Genomic DNA, 20,871 nt, shown 5'->3' with positions numbered 1-20,871 from the left:
CCTTTAGAAGTGAGTCCGCAAGGCGGGGATGCCTTGCGGGAGGAATTATTTGTTTAGTTGATCTTTGATTAGATCCCCTAGGCTTTGCTTCTCGTCGTCGTTGCTATTGATTTCGTTTAGCGCCTCGCGCTCCTTCTGATGAGCCAGCCTGCGCACGCTTAGGCGGATTCTATTTTTCTTCTCGTCGATGAAGGCGATCGCAGCTTCAATCTCGTCGCCCACTTTTAGGCTATCTACGCTTACGTTGCCAAGATCTTCCTTGCGAATAAGCGCGTCGATACCGCCTCCCAGCTCGACGAAAATTCCAAACTCTTTAATATCGCGGATCTTGCCTTTTACGACATCGCCTTGATTGTGACTCTTGGCAAATTCACTAATCGGGCTATCGCCGAGCTCTTTGTGGTTTAGAGAAATTTTTTGAGTGTCTTTGTCAATCTTGATGATCTTAACCTCGATCTCGTCGCCTACTTTGAATAAATTTTTGCACTTCTCACCGCGATCCCACGAAGCGTCTTCATTATGCAAAAGCCCCTCTACGCCGTCGATCCTCACAAACGCGCCGAAATTTGTAATCGTAGTGACGCTGCCTTTTAGCACGTCGCCCACTTTATGCTTAGCAACAAACTCGTCAAAAGGCTTGGTGAGTAAATTTTTAAGGCTCACGCGCAATCTACGCTCGCTAGGGTTGATCTCTACGACCTCAACGTCAAGCTCCTCGCCCTCGCTGATGAAATCTTTCGGATTTTTGATATTTTTATCCCACGAAATTTCACTGATATGCAAAAAGCCCTCGATGTCATTGCCAAGATCGACAAATGCGCCGTAAGGCTCGATATTGCTTACTTTTACGCGGATAGTATCGCCCACTTCCAGGCTATCTTTAATCTCGTTCCAAGGATCTGGCATCGCCTCTTTGATCGAAAGGGAGAGATGCTTTTTATCGTTATCGTATTTGATAACTTTAACCGGAACCTTATCGCCCTCTTTGTAGAGCGAGCTTGGATTTACCGGGCCTTTGTATGAAATTTCGCTGTAGTGCACGAGCCCATCCACGCCGCCTACGTCTACGAACATACCGTAGGTGGTGATCTTTTTGACGACGCCTTCGATGATGCCCTCGGTAGCGATTACTTTCTCGATCGCCTCTTTGCTTGCTTTGCGATCCTCATCAAGTAGCTTCTTGCGCGATACGACGATGCTTTGCTCATCTCTATCGACCTTAATGATCTTTACTTTGAAATTTTTACCGACGGCGCCATTTGGGTTTTTAAGCGCACTTTGCGAGCGTGGCATAAAAAATTCCACATCATCTGCGTTAGCACAAAGGAAACCACCCTTATTAAACGATAGAATTTTAACGTCATAGACATTCTCTGCGTTTTCATCATAGGAGTCGATGAATGCCTTTACTTTTTCCTTCTTTAGAGCCTTTTTATACGATACGACCGGGCGACCGCCTCTGCTTCCGATAATAGCGACTTTGATGTCATCTCCTACATTAACCTGCGGGTTTCCTTGCTCATCGCTAACCTCGGCGGCGTCCAAAATGCCCTCCGACTTCCTGCCTACGTCTATGAAAACCTCGCCGTCCTTAAGGGCGATAACCTTACCTGTGACAACCTCGTCGCGAGACTTCCCGGTGTCATACTCCTCTAACAATGTCGCAAAATCTTCCTCTGCGTGGTTTTGAACCTTCTCGTTCACCTCAGCCATATGCTTCCTTTAAATTTATTTGTGCTTTTTTGAAAAGAACTAAAATGCGCGATTCTAGCCAAAATTTGCTTTCGATTTGATAAATTTCTAAGAGTAAATTTGATAAGAGGGCTTATAAATTCTGCGTTAGACTTTCGATTCTCGCTACTACTTTTTTGATGATCCAATCGGGAGTGCTAGCTCCTGCGGAGATGCCGCAGAGGCTTTTGTTTTCAAACCACGAGCGTTCAAGCTCGCTTTCGTTTTCTATAAGATAACTGTCTTTGCAAAAATTTTGCGAGATTAAAAAAAGCTGCTTGGTGTTGGAGGAATTTTTCCCGCCTACGATTATCATCACGTCGGCCTTTTGTGACAGGCTTTTTACAGCCTCTTGATTTTCCAGCGTCGCATTGCAAATCGTATTAAAAATTCTCAGCTCCCTTGCGCGTTGCATCAAAAAATCCGCGATTTTAGTAAAGCTTTCTATCTTTTTCGTAGTCTGCGAAACGAGCGCGACGCGAGGTCCAAGCTTGATCTGCAGTAACTCCGCGGGCTCCAGCACTACGCATACTCTTCCTTTGGCGTAGGATTTCACGCCCTTTACTTCGGGATGATTTTTATCGCCGAAGATTACGATATCATAGCCCTCCGCGCTCATCTTTTCTACGATCTGCTGCGGCTTGGTTACGAAAGGGCAGGTAGCGTCGATGAGCTGCTTGTTTTGCGCTTTTAGGTTTTGCAGATCGTCCTTTTGGATGCCGTGCGTGCGGATGATGAGCTTTTGCTCGTCCTTGATCTCGCTAACGCCCCCCAGGGTTTTGACGCCGAAATTTTGCCTTAGCCTATTGATCTCTTCGGCGTTATGTATGAGTTCACCAATCGTAGCGGCCTCGCCGGCGCTTTCTGCGATCTTGATCGCACGCTTGACGCCAAAGCAAAAGCCGTAGCTTTTAGCCATCTCAATCTTCAACGCTGGCTCCGATCTGTCTTAAAATCGCGGCAAAATTTGGAAACGACGTCGCGATACAATCGCTATCTTCGATGATCATCCCCGATCTTAGGCCTAAAATCGCAAAACTCATTGCGATACGGTGATCACCGCACGGCGTGATGATCGCCGCGTTTGCCTCGCCGCCTTCGATCTGCCAGCCGTCCTGTAGCTCGCGCGCCTTAATACCGCAAGCGCGAAGCCCTTCGCAGGTTACTTTTATGCGGTCGCACTCCTTCACGCGTAGCTCGGCGGCATTTCTAAGCACGCTACTTCCCTTTGCGCAGGCAAAGGCGATCGCAAGCGCAGGCGCTTCATCTATCAGCCACGAGATATTTTCGCTAACCTCTACGGCGTGAAGCGGCGCGTAAGCGACCTCTATATCGCCGATCTGCTCGTAAAATTCGCTCGTTTTATTAAATTTAACCTCGGCTCCCATGCGTTTTAAAATTTCATACGCCTCTATTCGGGTTTTGTTTAGCAGCATATTTTTTAGCACTATGCGCGAGCCCGGGGTTATCGCTGCGGCGACCGCGAAGAAAAACGCCGAGCTGGGATCGTTTGGGATAAAAATTTCAAGCGGTTTAAGCGGCGAGCTAAGGGGCGCAACTTCGATCGCAAGACCGTTTCGCGAAATTTGCGCGCCCATCGCTTTTAGCATCCGCTCGCTGTGATCGCGGCTAAGCTCGGGCTCGCTAAATTTACATCCGCTGCCGCGCAGAGCCGCTAAAATCAAAGCGGTCTTTACCTGCGCGGACGCAATCTTACTTGCGTATTCAAAATACCCAAGCTTCTGCCCGAGCACCGCAATCGGCGCCTTTTCGCCGCCTGCTCGTCCGTAAATTTTAGCGCCTACTTTGCAAAGCGGGTCCGCAACGCGCCTCATCGGACGCTCGCTTAGATACCGATCACCGCACAGCACGAAAAAGCCCTCGCGTCCCGCCAAAAAGCCCATAAATAGCCGCATTGCCGTACCCGAGTTGCCGCAATCAAGCGGGACATTAGGCTCTTTGATAGCGGCGGGAGGAGTGATTAAAATTTCGCCCTCTACGCGCTGCACGCAAGCGCCCAAAAGCTCCACGATCTTTAACGTATTTTGCGTATCTTCGGCCTCAAGATAGTTTGAAATTTTACTCATCCCCTCCGCTAGCAGCGAAAAGATCGCCGCGCGGTGTGAGATCGATTTATCCGCGGCGATATTTGAAATCTCCGCCCGCAAAGGGCTTGCTTGCGCAAAAATTCTCATCGCAGCCCAAGTCCCAGCTCGCTGCTAAGCGCGGCTAAAATTTTATCGGTAAAGCCCGCCACTTCCTCGTCGCAGAGGGTTTTTTGAAGGTCTTGAAATACAAGCCTGATCGTCAGGCTCTTTGAATCGCCCAGGCTTTCGTCGCCGTAAAGATCGCTCGGGATAAATTCCTTTAGCGCCTCGATTTTAAGGGCCTCTATGCACTCTTTGATCTGCTCGAAGCGCATTCCGTTCGGCACCAAAATACTTAGATCGCGCGATACGCTAGGGAACTTCGAATAAGCATCCGCTACGATATTTTCAAATTTAAGCTTGGAAAAATCGATCTCGCACAGATAGCTTTTATCCAGATCGCGCCCTGCTTCTACGGCGTAATCCACGCGCCCGATAAAGCCCACTATCTGCCCGCCCTGCTCGATCTGAGCTTGCTCGAATTCGCTTAAAAATTTCAAATTTTCGCCAGGCAGCCTGACCTTAAATTTACCGATGACGCTTTGGATTAAATTTGCAAAATACAAAAAATCCACCGCAGCGGGTTTTGCGCCGGCAGCGATAGAGGGCTCGGCTTTTAGTCCGCTAACTATAAAGCCCAGCCTTAGGCTCTGCGCGCCGCTTTCGTCAAAGACCTCTCCTAGCTCAAAAAGTTTAACGCTTCTACGAGAATTCTTTAAATTTCGCTCCGCAGATTCCAGCAGATGATTAATCAGCGTCGGTCTTAGCGCGTCCAGCTCGCCGTTTATCGGATTTAAAATTTTAACCTTGCACGGCGCAAAGCCTAAGCTTTGCAGAGCCTTTCCGTCGTCAAATACATAATGCACGCACTCGAAAAATCCCACTGCTGCCGCCTTGCTGCGAAGCTTACGCCCGTTTTGCAAATTTACGTAGGTATCGTTTAGGCGGTTTTTCTCGTAGAAGCTTAGCGGCGCGGCAGCGATATTGTCGATGCCCACGATACGCACGATCTCCTCGCACACATCGTGAGAATTTACGATATCGTGGCGGAAAGGCGGCACCTTGGCGGTGATGAGATCGGCTTCGACGCCCACATCAAAGCCCAGCCTTTTTAAAATTTTTACGATCTTATCGCGTGGAATTTGCGCGCCGATCATTGAGTTTATCTCTTTTTCGCTAAAGCCCACAATAAGCGGCTCCAAAGCATTTGAAATCTTTTGTGTGCCCGCATATAGGCTCACGGCTTTATTTTTAAGTAGCAATCTAAATAGCAGATCTAGCCCCAGCCTAAGCTTTGGCTCGCTGCCTCTGCTTGAGCGATACACGTGCTCGTCACCTTTTAGGCTTTTATTTTCGTTTACTGCTCTGGCGATAATTAGTGGCGCGGTGTAGTTTGCCTCTAATAGCACCACTTTGCTACTGCAACACGCCTTTAGCTCCGCGTCTTGGCAAATCCCTGCCACGCTAAGCAGTCTCTTGCCCGCATAAACGCCGAACTCGCCGTTTGGCATAGGCTTTATGTCAAGCGCCACCTTGCCGTCTGCGGAAGCGATCTTTTCAAAATCATAAGCACGCAGCAACACTCCGGTAGAATGAGTAGCGTAGTTGATGAAATTTTGCACCGCGCAGCTTTGCAAAATACCAACGCTTGCGAGACGCAAGGTCTGCTTTAAATTTAACTTCAGCTCGCCTTTGATCTCATAAGCTCGAAAAGCAAATTTAGCGCTTACCTCATCGCTTGCACGCACGCTTAGAATTCTACCGATACCAGGCGCTCCGTCGGCATCTTCAAACTCGTGTTTTTCCTTTAGCGGTAGATCAAGTGCCGCGCCTAGATCGCGCGCTATGCCTAAGATGCTAAGGCAGTCGCCGCGATTAGCGGTAAGCTCGATCTCGATAAGATCGTCGTTAAAAATTTCATACTCGCGCAGCTCCTTGCCGAGCACGAGCTCGCCGATACTGCTATCAAGCACCATAATGCCGTCATTCGTCTTAGCAAGTCCAAGCTCGGTTGCCGAACAGATCATGCCGAAGCTCTCCACGCCGCGAAGTTTGGCGGGCTTTATCTCAAGACCGCTAGGCAGCACGGCGCCGACGAGGCTAACCGCGACATATTGCCCTGCCTCGACGTTTTTCGCGCCGCAGACGATCTGCAGGCTCTGCTTACCGACATCAACCTCGCAAACATTTAGATGATCGGAATTCTCGTGACGACGCTTACTTTTTACGAGTCCTACTACGACGCCTTTAGGAAGTGAAATTTTATCGTGAGCGTCAACCTCAAGACCGATAGAATTTAGCGTAGAAAGCAGCTTTTCGCTTGAAATTTCGCTTATGTCGATCCACTCCTGCAACCAATTTCTCGTTATTATCATTTAAACTGCTCCAATAATCTAATATCGCCTTCAAATAGCGAGCGCAGATCGGGGATACCGTGCAGCAGCATCGCAAATCTCTCCACACCGAGCCCGAATGCGTATCCGCTGACGTTTTTCCAGCCCACCGCTTTAAAGACGTTAGGATCGACCACGCCGCTGCCTAACACCTCGAGCCAGCCCGTCTGCTTACAGACGCGGCATCCCTCGCCGTGGCAGAAAATACAGCTGATATCGACCTCGGTGCTAGGCTCCGTAAACGGAAAGAAGCTCGGGCGGAAGCGCACCTTTACGTCTCCAAACATATAGCGCAAAAATTCCTCTAAAACGTATTTTAAATTCGCAAAGCTCACGCGGTCTCCCTGCTCGACTACGAGGCCTTCTACTTGATGAAACATCGGCGTGTGGGTTAGATCCATATCGCGGCGAAATACCGCGCCCGGGGCGATCATGCGCACCGGCGGAGCTTTAAATTTCTCCATCGTGCGGATCTGAACGCCGCTGGTATGCGTGCGCAGCAGGCGCCCGTCATTTAGATAAAACGTATCTTGCATATCGCGCGCCGGGTGGTATTTGGGTAAATTTAGCGCCTCGAAATTATGGAAGTCATCCTCGATGAGCGGGCCGCTTTCAACGCTGAAATTTTGCGCGATGAAGTAGTCTATGATCTTATCCATCGTCTCCATCACCGGATGCAGCGCGCCGCAGCTTACGTTTTCGTTAAAAAGCGTGACGTCGGTTGCTTCATTTTTCATCGCCTCTTTTTGCTCCGCCTCTTCCAAGCTCGCCCTTTTTGCGGCGATGAGCTCGCTGAAATAATCTCGCTTTTCATTCGCGCTTACGGCAAGCTCTTTTTTCTGCTCGGGCGCTGCGGATTTGAGCTCGGAAAAAAGCGCCGTTATGATGCCTTTTTTGCCGAAAAGCTCTAAGCGCACGGCTTCCAGCTCGCTTAAGCTTGATGCGGCGTCGATTTTTGCTTTAATTTCTTGCAAATTCTATCCTTGTGGTTAAATTTAATGGCGCGATTGTAGTTAAAATTTGATAAAAGCTAGGTAAATTTGCGTGTTTGGATTTTTTGGCTATAATCGCGGCTAAATTTCAACCCTCATAAAAGGATCTAAAATGAACGTCTTCGAAAAGATCGTAAACGGCGAAATCCCGTGCAACAAAGTGTTAGAGAACGATGAATTTTTGGCCTTCCACGACATCAACCCAAAAGCGCCGATCCATATCCTGGCGATCCCTAAAAAATGCTACGAAAACTTTCAAGTAACACCGCCTGAAGTGATGAGCAAAATGAGCGCTTTTATCCAAGAAGTAACTCGCAAAATGGGGCTTGATAAGAGCGGATACCGCCTCGTTTGCAACTGCGGCGAAAATGGGGGTCAGGAGGTGATGCATCTGCACTTTCATATCCTGGGCGGAATGAAGCTGCCGTGGGACCATGTCAGTGACCGCAATACTGAAGAGAATTTTTAAGGCTCGAACCAAATTCTATTAAAATCAAAATTCCGTGAAATTGCAAAATTTTACGGAATTTGCGAAATTCTTTGAAATTTTTAAAATTCCGCTTCATTTATAAGCACCGAGGTTTTAAAAATAATCAAAATAGTAAAACTGCAAGCCAAAATTTATCATCAGACGCTAAAAAGCAATATAAATTTATCACAAGCGAGCTCTTCGCAAATGCCATTCTTTATCTGCAAAGCCTTAGCTCTTAGAATTTTTACGGCTATGAAATTTGAAATCGACAAGAAATTTTAACGACGCAGCAAAATTTTAAATTAGACCGAGCTTTATAAAAAGAGTTATGATTTTACATGGCAAATGAGTTAGATTTCGATGATATGAAATTTAAAACCTACATGAATTTTGCTTTGAATGAGCGATTTAGCTTCAGTTTTCAAGCATAATTTAAAATTTTAGCGTGAAATTATAATCTTAGAATTTTAAAATTTCTTGGAATTTCAATATTAACTTTAATAGATTTTAGGGGGCATATGCCCCCTAAAAATTTTGAAAGGATTTGCGGGGATTATTTGCTTAGCATTGAGCTTAGCATCCATAGGCGTTTTTCATAATCGCCGTAGTGATCCTGCGCAATATTTGAAGTCGTATCGTCGCCCTCTTCTTCGGCTACTTCTTGAAGCTTTTTAAATTCTTTTACTAAATACTCATAGGCTTTTTTAACATCCTCGAGTACCTCAGATACGCTATAGCTATCTTTTACGCTAATTGGAGCGTCTTTTGAAAACTCAATTAGATCCTTAGCCTTAGTTACGGCCTTGCCACCTATTTGAAGCGCGCGCTCAGCCATATCGTCGAAAAGCTCGCCCATCTCGTCGTATGCTTTCTCGGTATAAGCGTGAACCTGCGCGAATTGTAAGCCCTTAACATTCCAGTGATAATCGTGGAATGCGACAAAGAACGCATGAGCGTCCGCCTGAAGTTTGTTTAGTTGTTTTACTGTTTTTGACATTGTGTCTCCTTTATTTAAAATTGCTGTAATTATAGCAAGATTTTCTTAAATTATAATTATACTAAGTAATAAATTTTATCTTTTAGTGAAATTTTGAAATTAAATGGCTTTTAAATTTATCTACAATTTTTTTGAAATTTCAGCTATGCTGCATTATAATGCCGCATTATGAAAAACAAATTTATGATAACTATAACCGACCTTAACGGCTCTAGGAATTTTTTGCTCTCGCAAATCATCAAAAAGATCGCGTTATATTTGGTGCTATTTGTTTTTACCGTTTTCGTCACGGGTGCGCTATATATCAGGTATCTGGGCTCTAAAATCGATAGCCTTTCGCGAACCAAAACCGAGCTTAACGAGCTAAATCAAAAACTTCGCGACGGTATTGCGGCAAGTCAGATGGAATTTGAAGCCATCGAGGGTAAAATTTCGGATTTGGAGCATCAGTTTGGGCTTGATCCTGAGGAGGATGAGCGCGCGATCGACCGCCTATCTCACATCAAGCCTACTTCCGAACAAGAGATTAAAGAGCGTGCGCAAAAGATCATCAACGAAAAATTCTCCGACGCGCTGATAAAAGAAATTTTTATGCAGATCCCAAACGGCAGGGTAATGCGCACTCATCAGCTCAGCGAGAAATTCGGCTGGCGCAACCATCCCATCTTAAAGCGCAAGCAGTTTCACCCGGGCGTTGATCTACGTACGCCGCCTAAAACTCCTATCTACGCGCCTGCAGACGGCATCATCCAATACAGCGGCGCGGGTGCTACGGGCTATGGCAATCTAGTCGAGATCCGCCACAACTACGGCTTTACGACACGATATGCGCATTTGGATTCAAATTTAACTCGCAAAGTAGGCGAGTTTGTAAACAAAGGCGATCTTATCGCTTTTAGCGGCAACACCGGGCTTAGCACCGGACCTCATCTGCACTACGAGATTAGATTTTTGCAGCTGCCGCTAGATCCGCTAAATTTCATCAACTGGAACGAAAAAAATTACAAAGAAATTTTTACTAAGGAGGAAGATGTCCCATGGCAATCTTTAATAAAGGCGATGCAAACACCGCTCAAACAACAATAATCTCGTCAGGCACGCTCATCAAAGGAGAGCTGCACCTGTCGTGCATTTTGCATATCGATGGCAATGTCGAAGGCGACGTGATCTCCGATAATACTGTCGTCATCGGTAAAAATGGTACCGCGCGCGGCTCGATTAGGGCCAAACATATCGTAATCAGCGGCAAATTTTTCGGTAATATCGAAGCCGAGCTCGTCGAGCTACTAGGCGGCGGCGTGCTCGTGGGCGACGTGCTATCACAAAGCTTCGGCATCGAAGTCGGCGCAAAATTTAATGGAAAAAGCGCTGTAAGTGGCAGCGATCAAGCCCTAGTCATCGACGGCAGCGCAAGTGAAGACGTCAAGCTCATCGACAAAGCTTTAGGCGAATAAATCGCACATATTTGGAATTCTTGGAATTTAAAACGCTTTAGCTAACGGGGTTTTAGAATCCGATTGATATTGAAATTTTAGAATTTCTAGCCTTTGGAATTCTTAGAATTTTAAAGATTTTTATATTTGCATAATCTTAGAGCGTAATCAATCTTAAAATTTGGAATTTTGAAAAATTCCAAATTTTAAAATCCTCGCAACCAAAATTATTGAAATTTTTAAGCTTTGAAATTTTCGAAATTTTAAAGCTTAACTATGCTTAAAATTTCAGAATTACGCAGATCGTAAAACCCTAAATTCTAAAATTTTGCACTTGCACGGGGTTTTGAAATTTTGTTTGTAAGCCGGATTTTAAAATTCGCGCCCGGCTGAATTTAAAATTTTAAAATTTTGCCGCAAAATAACGCATGGACGCAAATTTTTTGCTCGCACAGACTTTAAAAGCTCGCATAAGTTTTAAGTTTCGCAGAAGCTGTGTAAGCAAGTATAAATTATCTACGTCGAATGTTTTGACTCATTATATCTCTTTGTGCCGCCAGCTCAAAATATCCGCGAGGTGATAAATTCCGCGAGCTGAGCTAATTTAAGCCCATTATTAGATTAGTTATGTATAATGCGATTTCTTTTTGTGGACAGATGGGTGAGTGGCCGAAACCACACCCCTGCTAAGGGTGCAGCTTCTAACCGGGGCTCGAGGGTTCAAATCCCTCTCTGTCCGCCACTATTTTAAAATTTAAATCAATAAAATTTCACTTCCGTGGTTCAGTCGATTCTAGCCGCCTAGGATACTGCCTAACAGCAGCACCGGCATCATTAGCGGCATTACGATGAGTCCTTGTATGTCGGTATCCATTTTTGCATCGCGCTCGCTTTTGATCCCGCTATCGACCGCTATACGCGCGGGATACTCGATCGGCACGCCTAGGCGGTGCGACCTGCGCAGCTCGTCGTGATCTTTTAGGCGCTTAAAATATTTGCCTTCGATCAGATAAGAGTAGCGAAACGTAGAGCTATACGCGGGCTCCAGCTGCTCTGGGTCGTCCATCAGCTTAGCCTGCACGGATAGCGGCAGATCGTATTTTACGAGCTCGATTTCGTGTTGGATATATGCGGCATCGCTACCCTCGTTATATCTGTCGATCGTGAGCATGCTTACGTTGCGCCTTATCGCGTCTTTATTTAGCGACGCCAGACTTGCGACCTTGGCGCGCACGGCACTAAGATTCGCATCAAATACGTAATCGTAAATCTCGCCACTCATTCGCAGCTGACCGCCGGACGCCGCGCTCATCGCGACGATATGCTCGCGCCCCTGCAAATAGCCCGGCAAATTCTTACTCGCACATCCGCTAAAAACTCCACAGCATAGTGCCAAAACCGCGCCGCAAATCCAAAATTTCATAAACTTCCTTTGTAAAATTTAAAGACGGATTGTATTAAATTTTGCCTTAACGAGAGTGGAATTTTACGGCGCGGCAGAATAGAATTCTGCGGCGGAATTCTATGGCGGCGACGCGTAGAATTTCGCGCGGATTTGTATAAAATTATGATGAATTTCGTAAGAGCTGAAGCCGGAATGCACGGAAGAGGCAAAATAAACATAAGGGCGTTTCGAAATTTAAAATTTCAAAATCTCGAGGAAATTTCGCGAAAGGAAGCGAACCATTTGCGTGTCAAAATTTAACCATCATCGCAGGCTTACTTTTAAATTTTAAAATTTTACGGTAGGCTTTAGAATCTAAAATTCCAAAGCTCTTTTTGATATGTGGCACATGCTACTTTCGATTTGCGTTAGCAAGCATCAGCTTTATGCGGTTTTCTTGATTTACCGCGCTTGCGCCCGGGTCATAATCGATTGCGGCGATGTTTGCCTGTGGGTAGTTTTGTTTGATCTTTCGGATCATTCCGCGCGCGATGATGTGGTTTGGCAGGCAACCGAAGGGCTGCGCGCACACGACGTTTTGTATGCCGTGGCGCATGAACTCGACCATCTCTGCCGTCAGCAGCCAGCCCTCGCCCATCTTCACGCCGTGACCGATGTAGCCATTGGCGGCGGCACGAACCTCGCTAAATGGGCTCGGCGCGCGAAAGCCAAAACGCTTCATCTGCTTAATCATCATGCGCTGGAAAAATTCCACTACTTTAGCGACCGCAAGCGAGCCGTAATACGCCACGCCACCCTTGCCGTAGAGCTGCTTGTCGTAGACCGCATCGTAGATGCAGGTAAGCACGAAGTCCATCAGCCCCGTATTTACGGGCTCCGCGTTTTCGCGGATGAGATAGGCGTTCAGGCCGTTGTTGCCGATGGGCGAGTATTTGAGATAAATTTCGCCCACGATGCCTACCTTCACTCGCGGCTTATCGTCACGCTCGATTTTAGCGAACTGCGAGAGGATAAATTTAAAATTTTTCTTGAGATTGAAGAACGATCTTTGGTCGGTCAAATTTTTGATCCGCTCGGCGCAGAGTTCGTAAATTTCATTCGTTTGGTTTTTGATCTTTTCGTAGGGCTTGCACTGATTATACAGCCCCATCATCAAATCGCCGTAAAATATCGCGGCGAAGAGCTTTAGAAGCGATTTTTTGCCGAGGCTAAATTCATTCTCATCTAGCGAGCCGAAATTTAACGAGATTGCGGGAACGTAGCTAAAGCCGCTGTCCTCAAGCGCTTTGCGAAGCAAATTTATGTAGTTGCTCGCTCTGCAGCCGCCGCCCGTTTGGCTGATGAGAAGCGCTACTTTGTGTGTGTCGAACTCGCCGCTTTTGAGCGCGTCGATAAACTGCCCGATGACGAGCAGCGCGGGATAGCACATATCGTTGTTCACATAGCGCAGCCCGAGGTCGATCGCCGCTTTGTCCGGCAGAGCCGGCACGACGACCTTATAGCCATGCTTTTCGAGCACCGGACGCACGACGATATTTTGACGATTTTCGCCGAGCAAGACGCTCTTATAGCCCTCGTCGCGCAGCACGCCTTGCATAAAGCGAAAATGCGGATCGATCATCGTGGGGATCAATATCGTGTGGGTCGCTTTCATATCCTTCGTAAATTTAGCAAACATTAGCGCGCATCCTTTCTTGCTTCTTGTTGCGCGCCTTGCCTCTCGCGCTCTATCATGGTCGCTTTTAGGCTACGCAGACGAATTTTAACGGCGCCTAGGTTCGTAACCTCGTCGATTTTAAGTTGAGTGTAAATTTTACCGTTTTGACGCAGTATGTCGCGCACCTCGTCGCCCGTGATCGCATCGATCCCGCAGCCAAAGCTCACTAGCTGCACCAGCTGCATGCGCGGGTATTTACAGACGAACCGCGCCGCGCTATAAAGCCTGGCGTGGTAGGTCCATTGATTAAGGCTTTTCGTCTGCACCCTGCTAAGCGGCAGCGCGTCCTCGCTAAGCACTATAAAGCCCAAGGAATTTAGATAGCGATCAATGCCGTGGTTGATCGTCTTGTCGATATGATACGGGCGACCCGCTAGCACCACGGCGCTAGCACCGCTGCTTTGTATCTCTTTTAGGGTCTCCTCGCCCTTGATTAGGACGGTGTTTTTATAGTTTTGCAGCTCCTTTAATCCCTGAAATACGGCGTTTTTGATCGCATCGACATTAAATTTATACCCGGCATCCGCAAGCTCGCTTTGCATTGTCTTTGAAAACGAGTCCTGCATATTCAGATCCACGTGCGGATAGAGGAATTTTTTCTCCTCCAGCGCCCCTACGTTCGCGCGTATCAGTTCGGGGTAGTATGCGACTACGGGGCAGTTGTAGCAGTTCTCGCTAATATTTTCATCGAGGCTGTAGCTCATACACGGATAGAAGATAAAATCGACGCTTTTATTTAGCAGATCGTAGATGTGGCCGTGCACGCTTTTAGCCGGGTAGCAGACGGTATCGCTCGGGATGCTCTGGCTTGCTAAAAACAACGTCTCTTTTCGCGGCTTTTGCGACAGCACGACGCTCATGCCTAAATTTTCAAAAAACGCGCTCCAAAACGGGATCATCTCAAACATATTCAAAACAAACGGAATTCCGACTCGCGGTGCGTCTTGCTTCGGCGGCTTGCGATATTTTCGCAAAAGCTCGTTTTTAAACTCAAATAAATTCGTAATGTCGTGGCGGATCTCCTTGCCCGCGCCGCGCTCGCATTTATTGCCCGAGACAAATTTAGTATCGCCGAAGTAGCTGATCGTAAGCGGGCATTTGTTCGTACAGAGCTTGCAGACGCTAAATTCGCTGCGGTGGGTAAAGTTTTCAAGCTCGGCGCGACTGATCATATCGGTGCGCTCGTTTGCGTTATTTTTGGCAAAAAGCGCCGCGCCGTATGCACCCATAAGCTCGCTTATATCGAGGCGAATCACATTTTTACCGAGCTCTTTTTCAAAAGCGCGCAGCACAGCGTTGTTTAAAAAGGTACCGCCCTGCACTACGATGTTTTGACCTAAATCGTCGGCGTTTCGCACGCGGATAACCTTGTAAATCGCATTTTTGATGACGCTAATAGCAAGACCTGCGCTGATGTCCTCGATCGTAGCGCCGTCTTTTTGAGCTTGCTTAACCGAAGAGTTCATAAAGACCGTGCAGCGGCTACCGAGCTTGGCGGGGTGAGTCGCAAAAAGGGCTAAGCTTGCAAAATCTTTGATATCGTAACCCAAGGAATTTGAAAAGGTCTGCAAAAACGAGCCGCAGCCCGAGCTGCACGCCTCGTTTAACACGATAGAATCGATATTGCCATCTTTAATGGAGAAGCACTTGATGTCCTGCCCGCCGATGTCGATGATAAAATCTACCTTCGGATTGAAGTGGCGCGCGGCGCTATAATGCGCGATCGTCTCAACGATACCGTAATCGAAGCGAAAGGCGGTTTTAATGAGATCCTCGCCGTAGCCGGTAACGCCGCTGCCCTTGATCTTGATGCGGCCCTCGCAAAGATCGTATAGCTCCTTAAGACGCGGCAGCAGGATATCGACCGGATCGCCTTTATTGGAGGAGTAAAATTTATACAGCAGCTCGTAGTTTGCGCCCATCAGCACGACTTTGATCGTAGTGCTGCCGCAATCCACGCCCAAATACGCATCTCCGCTGTAGGCGTGGATATCCACCTTAGGCACGCTCGCGCGAGCATGGCGGGCGATGAACTCGTCAAATTCCGCTCTGTCTTTAAAAAGCGGCGGCTCGGCTTCCAGAGCGGTCCTGTCGGGCTCCTTTTTTAAAAGCGCGATCGTCTCTTCCAAATTTAAAGTCTCGCCTGTATCTTTTGCGTACAGCGCGCTGCCGTAAGCCACGAAGTAAGGCGCAATGTCCGGGAAGGTCGCGGTTTCGTCGGTAAGCTTTAGCACCTCTTTAAAGCGCGCCTGAAGGCCTTTTAGGAAAAACAACGGACCGCCTAGAAACAGGATATTGCCCTTAACTTCGCGACCTTGCGCAAGCCCTGAAATCGTCTGCTCGACGACCGCGGCGTAGATACTAGCGCAAATATCCTCTTTTCTAACGCCCTGATTTAGTAGCGGCTGAATGTCGCTTTTAGCAAACACACCACAGCGTGAGGCGATCGGGTAAATTTTATTTGCCGCAAAGCTTAAGCGGTCAAGCTCCGTGATATCCAGATGCAAAAGGTTGGTCATCTGATCGATAAATGCACCGGTACCACCCGCACACGAGCCGTTCATCCGCTCCTCAAGTCCGCCCGTGAGAAATAAAATTTTAGCGTCCTCGCCGCCGAGCTCAATGACGACGTCGGTCTTTGGAAACATCCGCTTGACGCCGAGCGAGGTAGCGAAAACCTCTTGGACGAACGGAATTTTGCAATTTTTGGCGATACCCATGCCTGCCGAACCCGCTATGGCGACGCTGAATTGCTCGCCTGCATAGGTTTTTTGGATTTGCAAAATTTTATCCAACACCAGCTCTTTGGGCTTTGCCAAATGCCGCTCGTAGCTCTTGCTTAAAATTTCATATTTATCGTTTAAAACTACCGTTTTAACAGTGGTTGATCCTACGTCAATGCCTAAAAAAATCACATCTCGCTCTTTACTGAATAAATTTTACTCGGCCAAATTCTCAAATTTAGCGCGAGCTTTCTAAATTAAAATTTGCATTTTATAGTAATATTTTTAAACGCAAATAAAATCAGGATATATTTTATCTTTTTCTATCGAGAAAGACGAATTTTGGGCAGTTTAAAACTAAAAATTTTAATGGAAAAGTTGTAAAATTTTAGATTTAATGCGAGTGAATTTTGCGCGAAATTTTTTAAAATCTCGCGCATTATAAAAAGAGCTTCCTTTTGAATTGGGAAGTATAAATTTAAAGGATTATTTTCGAAGCTCTTTGATTTTAGCCGCTTTACCGCGTCTGTCGCGTAGGTAAAATAGTTTCGCGCGGCGAACGCGTCCTTTTCTTAGAACCTCGATGCTTTCGATGCTTTCGCTGTAGATCGGGAAAATTCTCTCTACGCCGACGCTATTTGCGCCGATCTTGCGAATAATGAAGGTCTCGCTGACGCCGTTTCCACGGCGCGCAATGCAGGTACCTTCGAAATTTTGAATTCTGCTCTTATCGCCCTCTTTGATCCTGATGGCTACCTTTAAGGTGTCGCCGGCACGGAAATCAGGCACACTTTTGCTTGTGATCTGAGCGTCCTCAAACGCTTGGATATACTTGTTTTTCATAAATTTCCTTTATTTCTGGCGATTTTTCGGTACATATCCGGGCGGAAGAACCTCGTTTTGCATAGCGCCATTTGATTTTTTAAGTTGCGCATTTTAGCGTGATTACCCTTTAAAAACTCTGAAACTATAGGTAAATTTTCAAAAACATCAGGCTTTGTAAATGCAGGCGCCTCTAAAATTCCGCCTTCAAAGCTTTCTTCGACGAGCGAGCTTTCGTTGCCCAAAACGCCTTTTATGTTGCGGCTTATCGCATCGCACATACAAAGCGCGCCGAGCTCGCCGCCGGTAAGAACGAAATCGCCGATGCAAAAAATTTCATCTACATATCTTTCGACTATGCGCTCATCGATCCCTTCGTAGCGCCCGCAGATAAAGCATAAACTCTCCTCGCCGCTTAGGCGCTTGGCGTCGTTTTGGTTAAATTTTTTACCGGCAGGCGAGAGGTAGATAAACTTGGCGTTTTTAAATTTAGTTCTTACCTGCTCGATCGTCTTAGCAAGCGGCTCTGTGCCAATCAAAAGCCCCGCACCGCCACCGATCATATAATCATCTACCTTTTTATACCGATTTGCCGTGAAATTTCTCGGGTTAAAAAAATGCGTCGAGATTATTTTCTTATCGACTGCGCGCTTTAAAATCGAGTCCTCAAAATACGGCGCGATGAGATTTTCAAATAGCGAAACGAAGATAAAATTCATGAGTTTTCCAAAATCGCGCGCGCATTTTGCGTAAAAATTTTACGCTCGCTAAGCGAAATTTCTTTCACATAGGCGTCCACATAGGGGATGAAAAATTCTTTCGGCAAAGCCTGCGAGATTAAGCTTTCATCCGTTTCTACCTCGAAAAGATAGCCGCTTCCGATCTGCGATATGTCCCTTACGCGCCCCAAAACCGCGCCGTCTTCATAAATTTCAAGCCCGATAATATCGAAGTAAAAGAACTCGCCCTTTTGCAATTTGCAAAATTTCTGCGTGTCCTCTTTGCTTCGGTAAAGGATTTGGTTGGTTAAATTTGCCGCCGCTTCTACGCTTTCGTAATTTTTAAAAATAGCGCTAGAATTTGCGCCGCTAAAGGATAGAATTTCTAAAATTTCGCCGTTTCGCAGATAAAATTTAGCGCCTTTTTTAAACTGAGAGGGGAAGTCGCTGCGATCGAAAATTTTAACCGCGCCCTTTAGGCCGATAGTCCGACCGAGCTTTGCGACCTCTAAAAGATTATCAGGCATCTTTGGCTTTGACGGTAATTTTATAATTGATCGGATCTTTTGCTTTATAGCCAATGATGACGGTCTTTATGGCGTTTATCATTTTGCCGTCCTTGCCGATGAGTTTGCCGGTGTCGGCCTTGTCGGCAAGGACGATGATCTCGGTAAAGTTTTCACCGACCCGCTTTTGCGTAGAAACGGACTGCGGATAGTCGGCGATCAACTTTGCGTATTCTTTTATAAAATTTTCTACCATTTTATTTGCTTGTGATTTGAGCGACCCTATCGCTTAACTTCGCGCCTACGCTCTTCCAGTATGCCAAACGCTCCGCGTCAAATTTAATATTATCGCCATCTTTTAGCGGGTTATAAAAGCCGATCGTCTCGATAAAGCCGCCGTCGCGTCTTTTCCTGCTATCCGTTACCACGATGCGGTAAAAAGGCTGCTTCTTTCTTCCGATTCTTGTAAGCCTAACAACTGTTGCCATTTTTTCTCCTTAAATTTTTGTAAGTTTTAGAACTTGCAGATGGCTAAAACTTAAACATCTGCAAACTCTACCGAGAGGCTATCTCGGTAAATTTTGCCTTTGAGCGATTGAGGCAAGCCCCTGCATACCGCCCTTGCCCGAAAATTTCTTCGCAAGCTTCGAAGCGCCCGCGAACTGCTTCAAAAAGCGGTTTACTTCCACCTGCGAAAGTCCCGCGCCAGCAGCGAGTCTGCGCTTGCGCGAATTATTTAGCAGATCGGGATTTTCGCGCTCTTTCGGCGTCATAGAGCTGATCATCGCCTTGATATGAAGTATCTCTTTTGAGTTTTCCAAATCGATATCTTTTATCTTATTCGCCATGCCGGAAAGCCCGGGGATCATGCCGATCAAATTTTTCATATTGCCGAGCTTTTTCACGCTTTCGAGCTGATTTACGAAATCGTTGAAATTAAACTCGCCCTTTTTGATCTTTTTGTTCAAGGCCTTAGCTTCTCTTTCATCGAAAACGGTGCTTGTCTTCTCGGCTAACGTCGCTAAATCGCCCTCGCCCATAATGCGACCTGTAATTCTATCGGGTATAAAGCCCTCTAAATCGGCCACCTTCTCGCCGGTTCCGATAAAGCGAAGCGGGATGCCAAGCTGCTGAGCGATACCAAGAGCTACGCCGCCTTTGGTATCTGCGTCAAATTTGCTTAAAATCACGCCCGTTAGGCCTAAAATTTCATCAAATTTAGCGGCCGTTTTAATGCCGTCTTGACCGCTCATGGCGTCCGCTACGTAAAAAATTTCATGCGGATTTAGAGCTTTTTTCATCTCCGCAAGCTGTGCCATTAGCGCCTCATCGATCGCAAGACGTCCCGCCGTATCTACGAGCAGTACGTCATAAAGCCCGCTCTTAGCCTTGCTTAGCGCTTTTTCCGCAACCTTTAGCGGATCGCTCTCGCCCTCGATAAAAAACAGCTCGATCTCATTCGCCTCGCACAGCTGGCGGAGCTGCTCGACCGCGGCTAGGCGCTGCAAGTCGCACGCTGCGACTAAGACCTTTTTTTTACGAAGTTTCAGATAGTTTGCGAGTTTTATCGTGCTTGTAGATTTTCCGCTTCCTTGAAGTCCCGTCATCAAAGCTACCGTAGGAGGCGTGCCGGCAAATACAAATCCCTGGCTGCTGCCTCTAGGCGCCGTTAAAATTTTAGTCAAATTTGTCTTGATGGACTGCAAAAGCGGCTTCTGTCCTATCGTACCGATACGAAGATCGGCTTCGACGAGCGCCAAAAAATCCTTTACGACTTTGTGGTGCACGTCGGCCTTTAAAAGCGCCTTTTTTAGCGTCTCCAAGGCGTTTTTTAAAGCTTTTTCGTCATCGATTGTTTTTAATTTATTGACCGCGTTTTTAAACGACTCGCTTATGATCTCAAACACTTTGATCCCTTATAAAATTTTTAAACCTGCGATGTTACCTAAAATTAACTTAAAAGCCATTGAATATCAGAGCTCTTTAGGAATTTCGAAGCCGAATTCGTTGAAGCTTGTACCTAGCGGAGCTTTAAATTTTAGCCCCAAAATCTCGGTCTCGTATGAGTGCAGAAACATCCGCTTCGCACGGCTTTTAGCGTATTTTTCATCGCCTATTACGCCATAGCCCGCGTTCGCCAGATGCACGCGGATCTGATGCGTCCTGCCCGTCTCGATCCGCACCTTTACGAGCGATTTTTTGCCGCTTACCATAAGCGGATAAACCTCGCTAAATGCGCTCTTGCCGTTTGGCGAAATTTTAGAAAACGCGCCGCTTCTGGTTTTTATCGTCAAAATCGGCTCGTCAAATTTCATCTCTTCGCTCACGATCCCTTTTACGATCGCGATGTAGCTTTTCTTCACGCGCAAATTTTTAAATTCCGCAATCGCCGCTTCGCGAAATTTCTCATTCTTATACAACAGCACGACGCCGCTAGTCTCCTTATCCAGGCGGTTTAGAAGCCCGAATTTATAGATTTTTTCCAAATTTTCGCTGCTCATAAAGGGCGGCTTATTGACCGCCAAAACGTTCTCATCCTCGTAAATAATCGCGGGTTTTGCGGGCTTCATTACGCTAAATTTAGTATTTTCGCCGAGCATCTCGCGCGCTAGAGCGATCTTTGCGCCGCGCGCGCTCACAAGCCCTGCGTCGATGAGAGCCTTGGCTTCGTTGTGCGAGATATTTTCCTGCGCCGCCAGCAGTTTGTAGGCCTTTTCTTGCATTAAATTCTTTCCTTGATTAAATTTTCTATCTCTATAAGGATTTCATCATAGTAATTTGTCATATAGCCTCCTAAACGAAAGAAACCGCCGA

At 46.7% G+C, this 20,871-nt stretch carries 19 protein-coding genes and 1 tRNA gene; 4 read left to right on the top strand and 16 right to left on the bottom strand.

Features of this window, described 5'->3' with window-relative positions; translation table 11 throughout:
* Positions 1-45: 45 nt before the first annotated feature.
* From Q0198_RS07905 to pheS, 5 genes are all read right to left on the bottom strand, one after another.
* Positions 46-1,713: a 30S ribosomal protein S1 gene (locus Q0198_RS07905; protein WP_297896725.1), complete on the bottom strand. Its 1,668-nt coding sequence runs from the start codon at positions 1,711-1,713 to the stop codon at positions 46-48.
* A 112-nt stretch (positions 1,714-1,825) separates the two neighbouring features.
* Positions 1,826-2,662, bottom strand: coding sequence for a 4-hydroxy-3-methylbut-2-enyl diphosphate reductase (locus tag Q0198_RS07900; protein ID WP_297896723.1), 837 nt, complete (start codon positions 2,660-2,662; stop codon positions 1,826-1,828).
* On the bottom strand, positions 2,652-3,926 hold the full coding sequence (gene aroA, locus Q0198_RS07895) for a 3-phosphoshikimate 1-carboxyvinyltransferase (protein ID WP_297896722.1): 1,275 nt from the start codon (positions 3,924-3,926) through the stop codon (positions 2,652-2,654). The genes Q0198_RS07900 and aroA overlap by 11 nt, the downstream gene beginning before the upstream one ends.
* Positions 3,923-6,253, bottom strand: a complete 2,331-nt coding sequence (pheT, locus tag Q0198_RS07890) for a phenylalanine--tRNA ligase subunit beta (RefSeq protein ID WP_297896721.1) — start codon at positions 6,251-6,253, stop codon at positions 3,923-3,925. Before pheT ends, aroA begins: the two co-directional genes overlap by 4 nt.
* Positions 6,250-7,245: a phenylalanine--tRNA ligase subunit alpha gene (gene pheS / locus Q0198_RS07885; RefSeq protein ID WP_297896719.1), complete on the bottom strand. Its 996-nt coding sequence runs from the start codon at positions 7,243-7,245 to the stop codon at positions 6,250-6,252. Before pheS ends, pheT begins: the two co-directional genes overlap by 4 nt.
* A 130-nt stretch (positions 7,246-7,375) precedes the next feature.
* Here pheS and Q0198_RS07880 point away from each other — a divergent pair, with 130 nt between their 5' ends.
* Positions 7,376-7,732 carry a histidine triad nucleotide-binding protein gene (locus tag Q0198_RS07880; RefSeq protein ID WP_297881238.1) on the top strand — a complete coding sequence of 119 codons (357 nt, stop codon included), beginning with the start codon at positions 7,376-7,378 and terminating at the stop codon, positions 7,730-7,732.
* Positions 7,733-8,288: 556 nt separating this feature from the next.
* Here Q0198_RS07880 and Q0198_RS07875 read toward each other — a convergent pair.
* The gene (locus Q0198_RS07875) at positions 8,289-8,732 is read right to left on the bottom strand and encodes a Dps family protein (RefSeq protein WP_297896717.1); all 444 of its coding nucleotides are present in this window, start codon (positions 8,730-8,732) and stop codon (positions 8,289-8,291) included.
* Positions 8,733-8,897: 165 nt separating this feature from the next.
* On the opposite strand from Q0198_RS07875, the gene Q0198_RS07870 reads away from it, so the two are divergent.
* From Q0198_RS07870 to Q0198_RS07860, 3 genes are all read left to right on the top strand, one after another.
* On the top strand, positions 8,898-9,818 hold the full coding sequence (locus Q0198_RS07870; RefSeq protein WP_306528386.1) for a M23 family metallopeptidase: 921 nt from the start codon (positions 8,898-8,900) through the stop codon (positions 9,816-9,818).
* Positions 9,770-10,186, top strand: coding sequence for a polymer-forming cytoskeletal protein (locus tag Q0198_RS07865; RefSeq protein ID WP_297883182.1), 417 nt, complete (start codon positions 9,770-9,772; stop codon positions 10,184-10,186). The genes Q0198_RS07870 and Q0198_RS07865 overlap by 49 nt, the downstream gene beginning before the upstream one ends.
* Before the next feature lie 630 nt (positions 10,187-10,816).
* A tRNA-Ser gene (locus Q0198_RS07860) sits at positions 10,817-10,907 on the top strand.
* A 51-nt stretch (positions 10,908-10,958) separates the two neighbouring features.
* Here Q0198_RS07860 and Q0198_RS07855 read toward each other — a convergent pair.
* The 10 genes from Q0198_RS07855 to Q0198_RS07810 form a co-directional block, all read right to left on the bottom strand.
* Positions 10,959-11,588 carry a hypothetical protein gene (locus tag Q0198_RS07855; protein ID WP_297896714.1) on the bottom strand — a complete coding sequence of 210 codons (630 nt, stop codon included), beginning with the start codon at positions 11,586-11,588 and terminating at the stop codon, positions 10,959-10,961.
* A 373-nt stretch (positions 11,589-11,961) separates the two neighbouring features.
* Positions 11,962-13,248 carry a 2-hydroxyacyl-CoA dehydratase gene (locus tag Q0198_RS07850; RefSeq protein ID WP_297896712.1) on the bottom strand — a complete coding sequence of 429 codons (1,287 nt, stop codon included), beginning with the start codon at positions 13,246-13,248 and terminating at the stop codon, positions 11,962-11,964.
* Positions 13,248-16,202, bottom strand: a complete 2,955-nt coding sequence (locus Q0198_RS07845) for an acyl-CoA dehydratase activase (RefSeq protein ID WP_297896710.1) — start codon at positions 16,200-16,202, stop codon at positions 13,248-13,250. Before Q0198_RS07845 ends, Q0198_RS07850 begins: the two co-directional genes overlap by 1 nt.
* Before the next feature lie 294 nt (positions 16,203-16,496).
* On the bottom strand, positions 16,497-16,853 hold the full coding sequence (gene rplS / locus Q0198_RS07840; protein WP_005873155.1) for a 50S ribosomal protein L19: 357 nt from the start codon (positions 16,851-16,853) through the stop codon (positions 16,497-16,499).
* Positions 16,850-17,551 carry a tRNA (guanosine(37)-N1)-methyltransferase TrmD gene (trmD, locus tag Q0198_RS07835; protein ID WP_297896708.1) on the bottom strand — a complete coding sequence of 234 codons (702 nt, stop codon included), beginning with the start codon at positions 17,549-17,551 and terminating at the stop codon, positions 16,850-16,852. The genes rplS and trmD overlap by 4 nt, the downstream gene beginning before the upstream one ends.
* Complete coding sequence (gene rimM, locus Q0198_RS07830; protein WP_297896707.1) at positions 17,548-18,078, bottom strand: ribosome maturation factor RimM; 531 nt, start codon at positions 18,076-18,078, stop codon at positions 17,548-17,550. The genes trmD and rimM overlap by 4 nt, the downstream gene beginning before the upstream one ends.
* On the bottom strand, positions 18,071-18,313 hold the full coding sequence (locus Q0198_RS07825; RefSeq protein ID WP_297896706.1) for a KH domain-containing protein: 243 nt from the start codon (positions 18,311-18,313) through the stop codon (positions 18,071-18,073). Before Q0198_RS07825 ends, rimM begins: the two co-directional genes overlap by 8 nt.
* Position 18,314: 1 nt before the next feature.
* Entirely contained in the window at positions 18,315-18,545 is a 231-nt protein-coding gene (rpsP, locus tag Q0198_RS07820; RefSeq protein WP_297896705.1) for a 30S ribosomal protein S16, read from the bottom strand.
* 78 nt (positions 18,546-18,623) lie between these two features.
* Positions 18,624-19,964, bottom strand: coding sequence for a signal recognition particle protein (gene ffh, locus Q0198_RS07815; protein ID WP_297896704.1), 1,341 nt, complete (start codon positions 19,962-19,964; stop codon positions 18,624-18,626).
* A 66-nt stretch (positions 19,965-20,030) separates the two neighbouring features.
* Positions 20,031-20,780 (bottom strand): RluA family pseudouridine synthase, encoded by a 750-nt coding sequence (locus Q0198_RS07810; protein ID WP_297896702.1) that lies wholly within the window; start codon positions 20,778-20,780, stop codon positions 20,031-20,033.
* Between the last annotated feature and the right edge of the window lie 91 nt (positions 20,781-20,871).

Origin of the sequence: uncultured Campylobacter sp., from assembly GCF_938045205.1 — a bacterium.
In the GTDB taxonomy this organism is placed as follows: Bacteria; Campylobacterota; Campylobacteria; order Campylobacterales; family Campylobacteraceae; genus Campylobacter_B.
This window is presented reverse-complemented; position numbering and strand designations above follow the sequence as displayed.

What these genes read in the sequence shown, in the direction of transcription:
- Q0198_RS07905 (WP_297896725.1), bottom strand. Translation starts at nt 1,713, where the DNA reads ATGGCTGAGGTGAACGAGAAGGTTCAAAACCACGCAGAGGAAGATTTT.
- aroA (WP_297896722.1), bottom strand. Translation starts at nt 3,926, where the DNA reads ATGAGAATTTTTGCGCAAGCAAGCCCTTTGCGGGCGGAGATTTCAAAT.
- pheT (WP_297896721.1), bottom strand. Translation starts at nt 6,253, where the DNA reads ATGATAATAACGAGAAATTGGTTGCAGGAGTGGATCGACATAAGCGAA.
- Q0198_RS07880 (WP_297881238.1), top strand. Translation starts at nt 7,376, where the DNA reads ATGAACGTCTTCGAAAAGATCGTAAACGGCGAAATCCCGTGCAACAAA.
- Q0198_RS07875 (WP_297896717.1), bottom strand. Translation starts at nt 8,732, where the DNA reads ATGTCAAAAACAGTAAAACAACTAAACAAACTTCAGGCGGACGCTCAT.
- Q0198_RS07865 (WP_297883182.1), top strand. Translation starts at nt 9,770, where the DNA reads ATGGCAATCTTTAATAAAGGCGATGCAAACACCGCTCAAACAACAATA.
- Q0198_RS07855 (WP_297896714.1), bottom strand. Translation starts at nt 11,588, where the DNA reads ATGAAATTTTGGATTTGCGGCGCGGTTTTGGCACTATGCTGTGGAGTT.
- Q0198_RS07850 (WP_297896712.1), bottom strand. Translation starts at nt 13,248, where the DNA reads ATGTTTGCTAAATTTACGAAGGATATGAAAGCGACCCACACGATATTG.
- rplS (WP_005873155.1), bottom strand. Translation starts at nt 16,853, where the DNA reads ATGAAAAACAAGTATATCCAAGCGTTTGAGGACGCTCAGATCACAAGC.
- trmD (WP_297896708.1), bottom strand. Translation starts at nt 17,551, where the DNA reads ATGAATTTTATCTTCGTTTCGCTATTTGAAAATCTCATCGCGCCGTAT.
- rimM (WP_297896707.1), bottom strand. Translation starts at nt 18,078, where the DNA reads ATGCCTGATAATCTTTTAGAGGTCGCAAAGCTCGGTCGGACTATCGGC.
- Q0198_RS07825 (WP_297896706.1), bottom strand. Translation starts at nt 18,313, where the DNA reads ATGGTAGAAAATTTTATAAAAGAATACGCAAAGTTGATCGCCGACTAT.
- rpsP (WP_297896705.1), bottom strand. Translation starts at nt 18,545, where the DNA reads ATGGCAACAGTTGTTAGGCTTACAAGAATCGGAAGAAAGAAGCAGCCT.
- Q0198_RS07810 (WP_297896702.1), bottom strand. Translation starts at nt 20,780, where the DNA reads ATGCAAGAAAAGGCCTACAAACTGCTGGCGGCGCAGGAAAATATCTCG.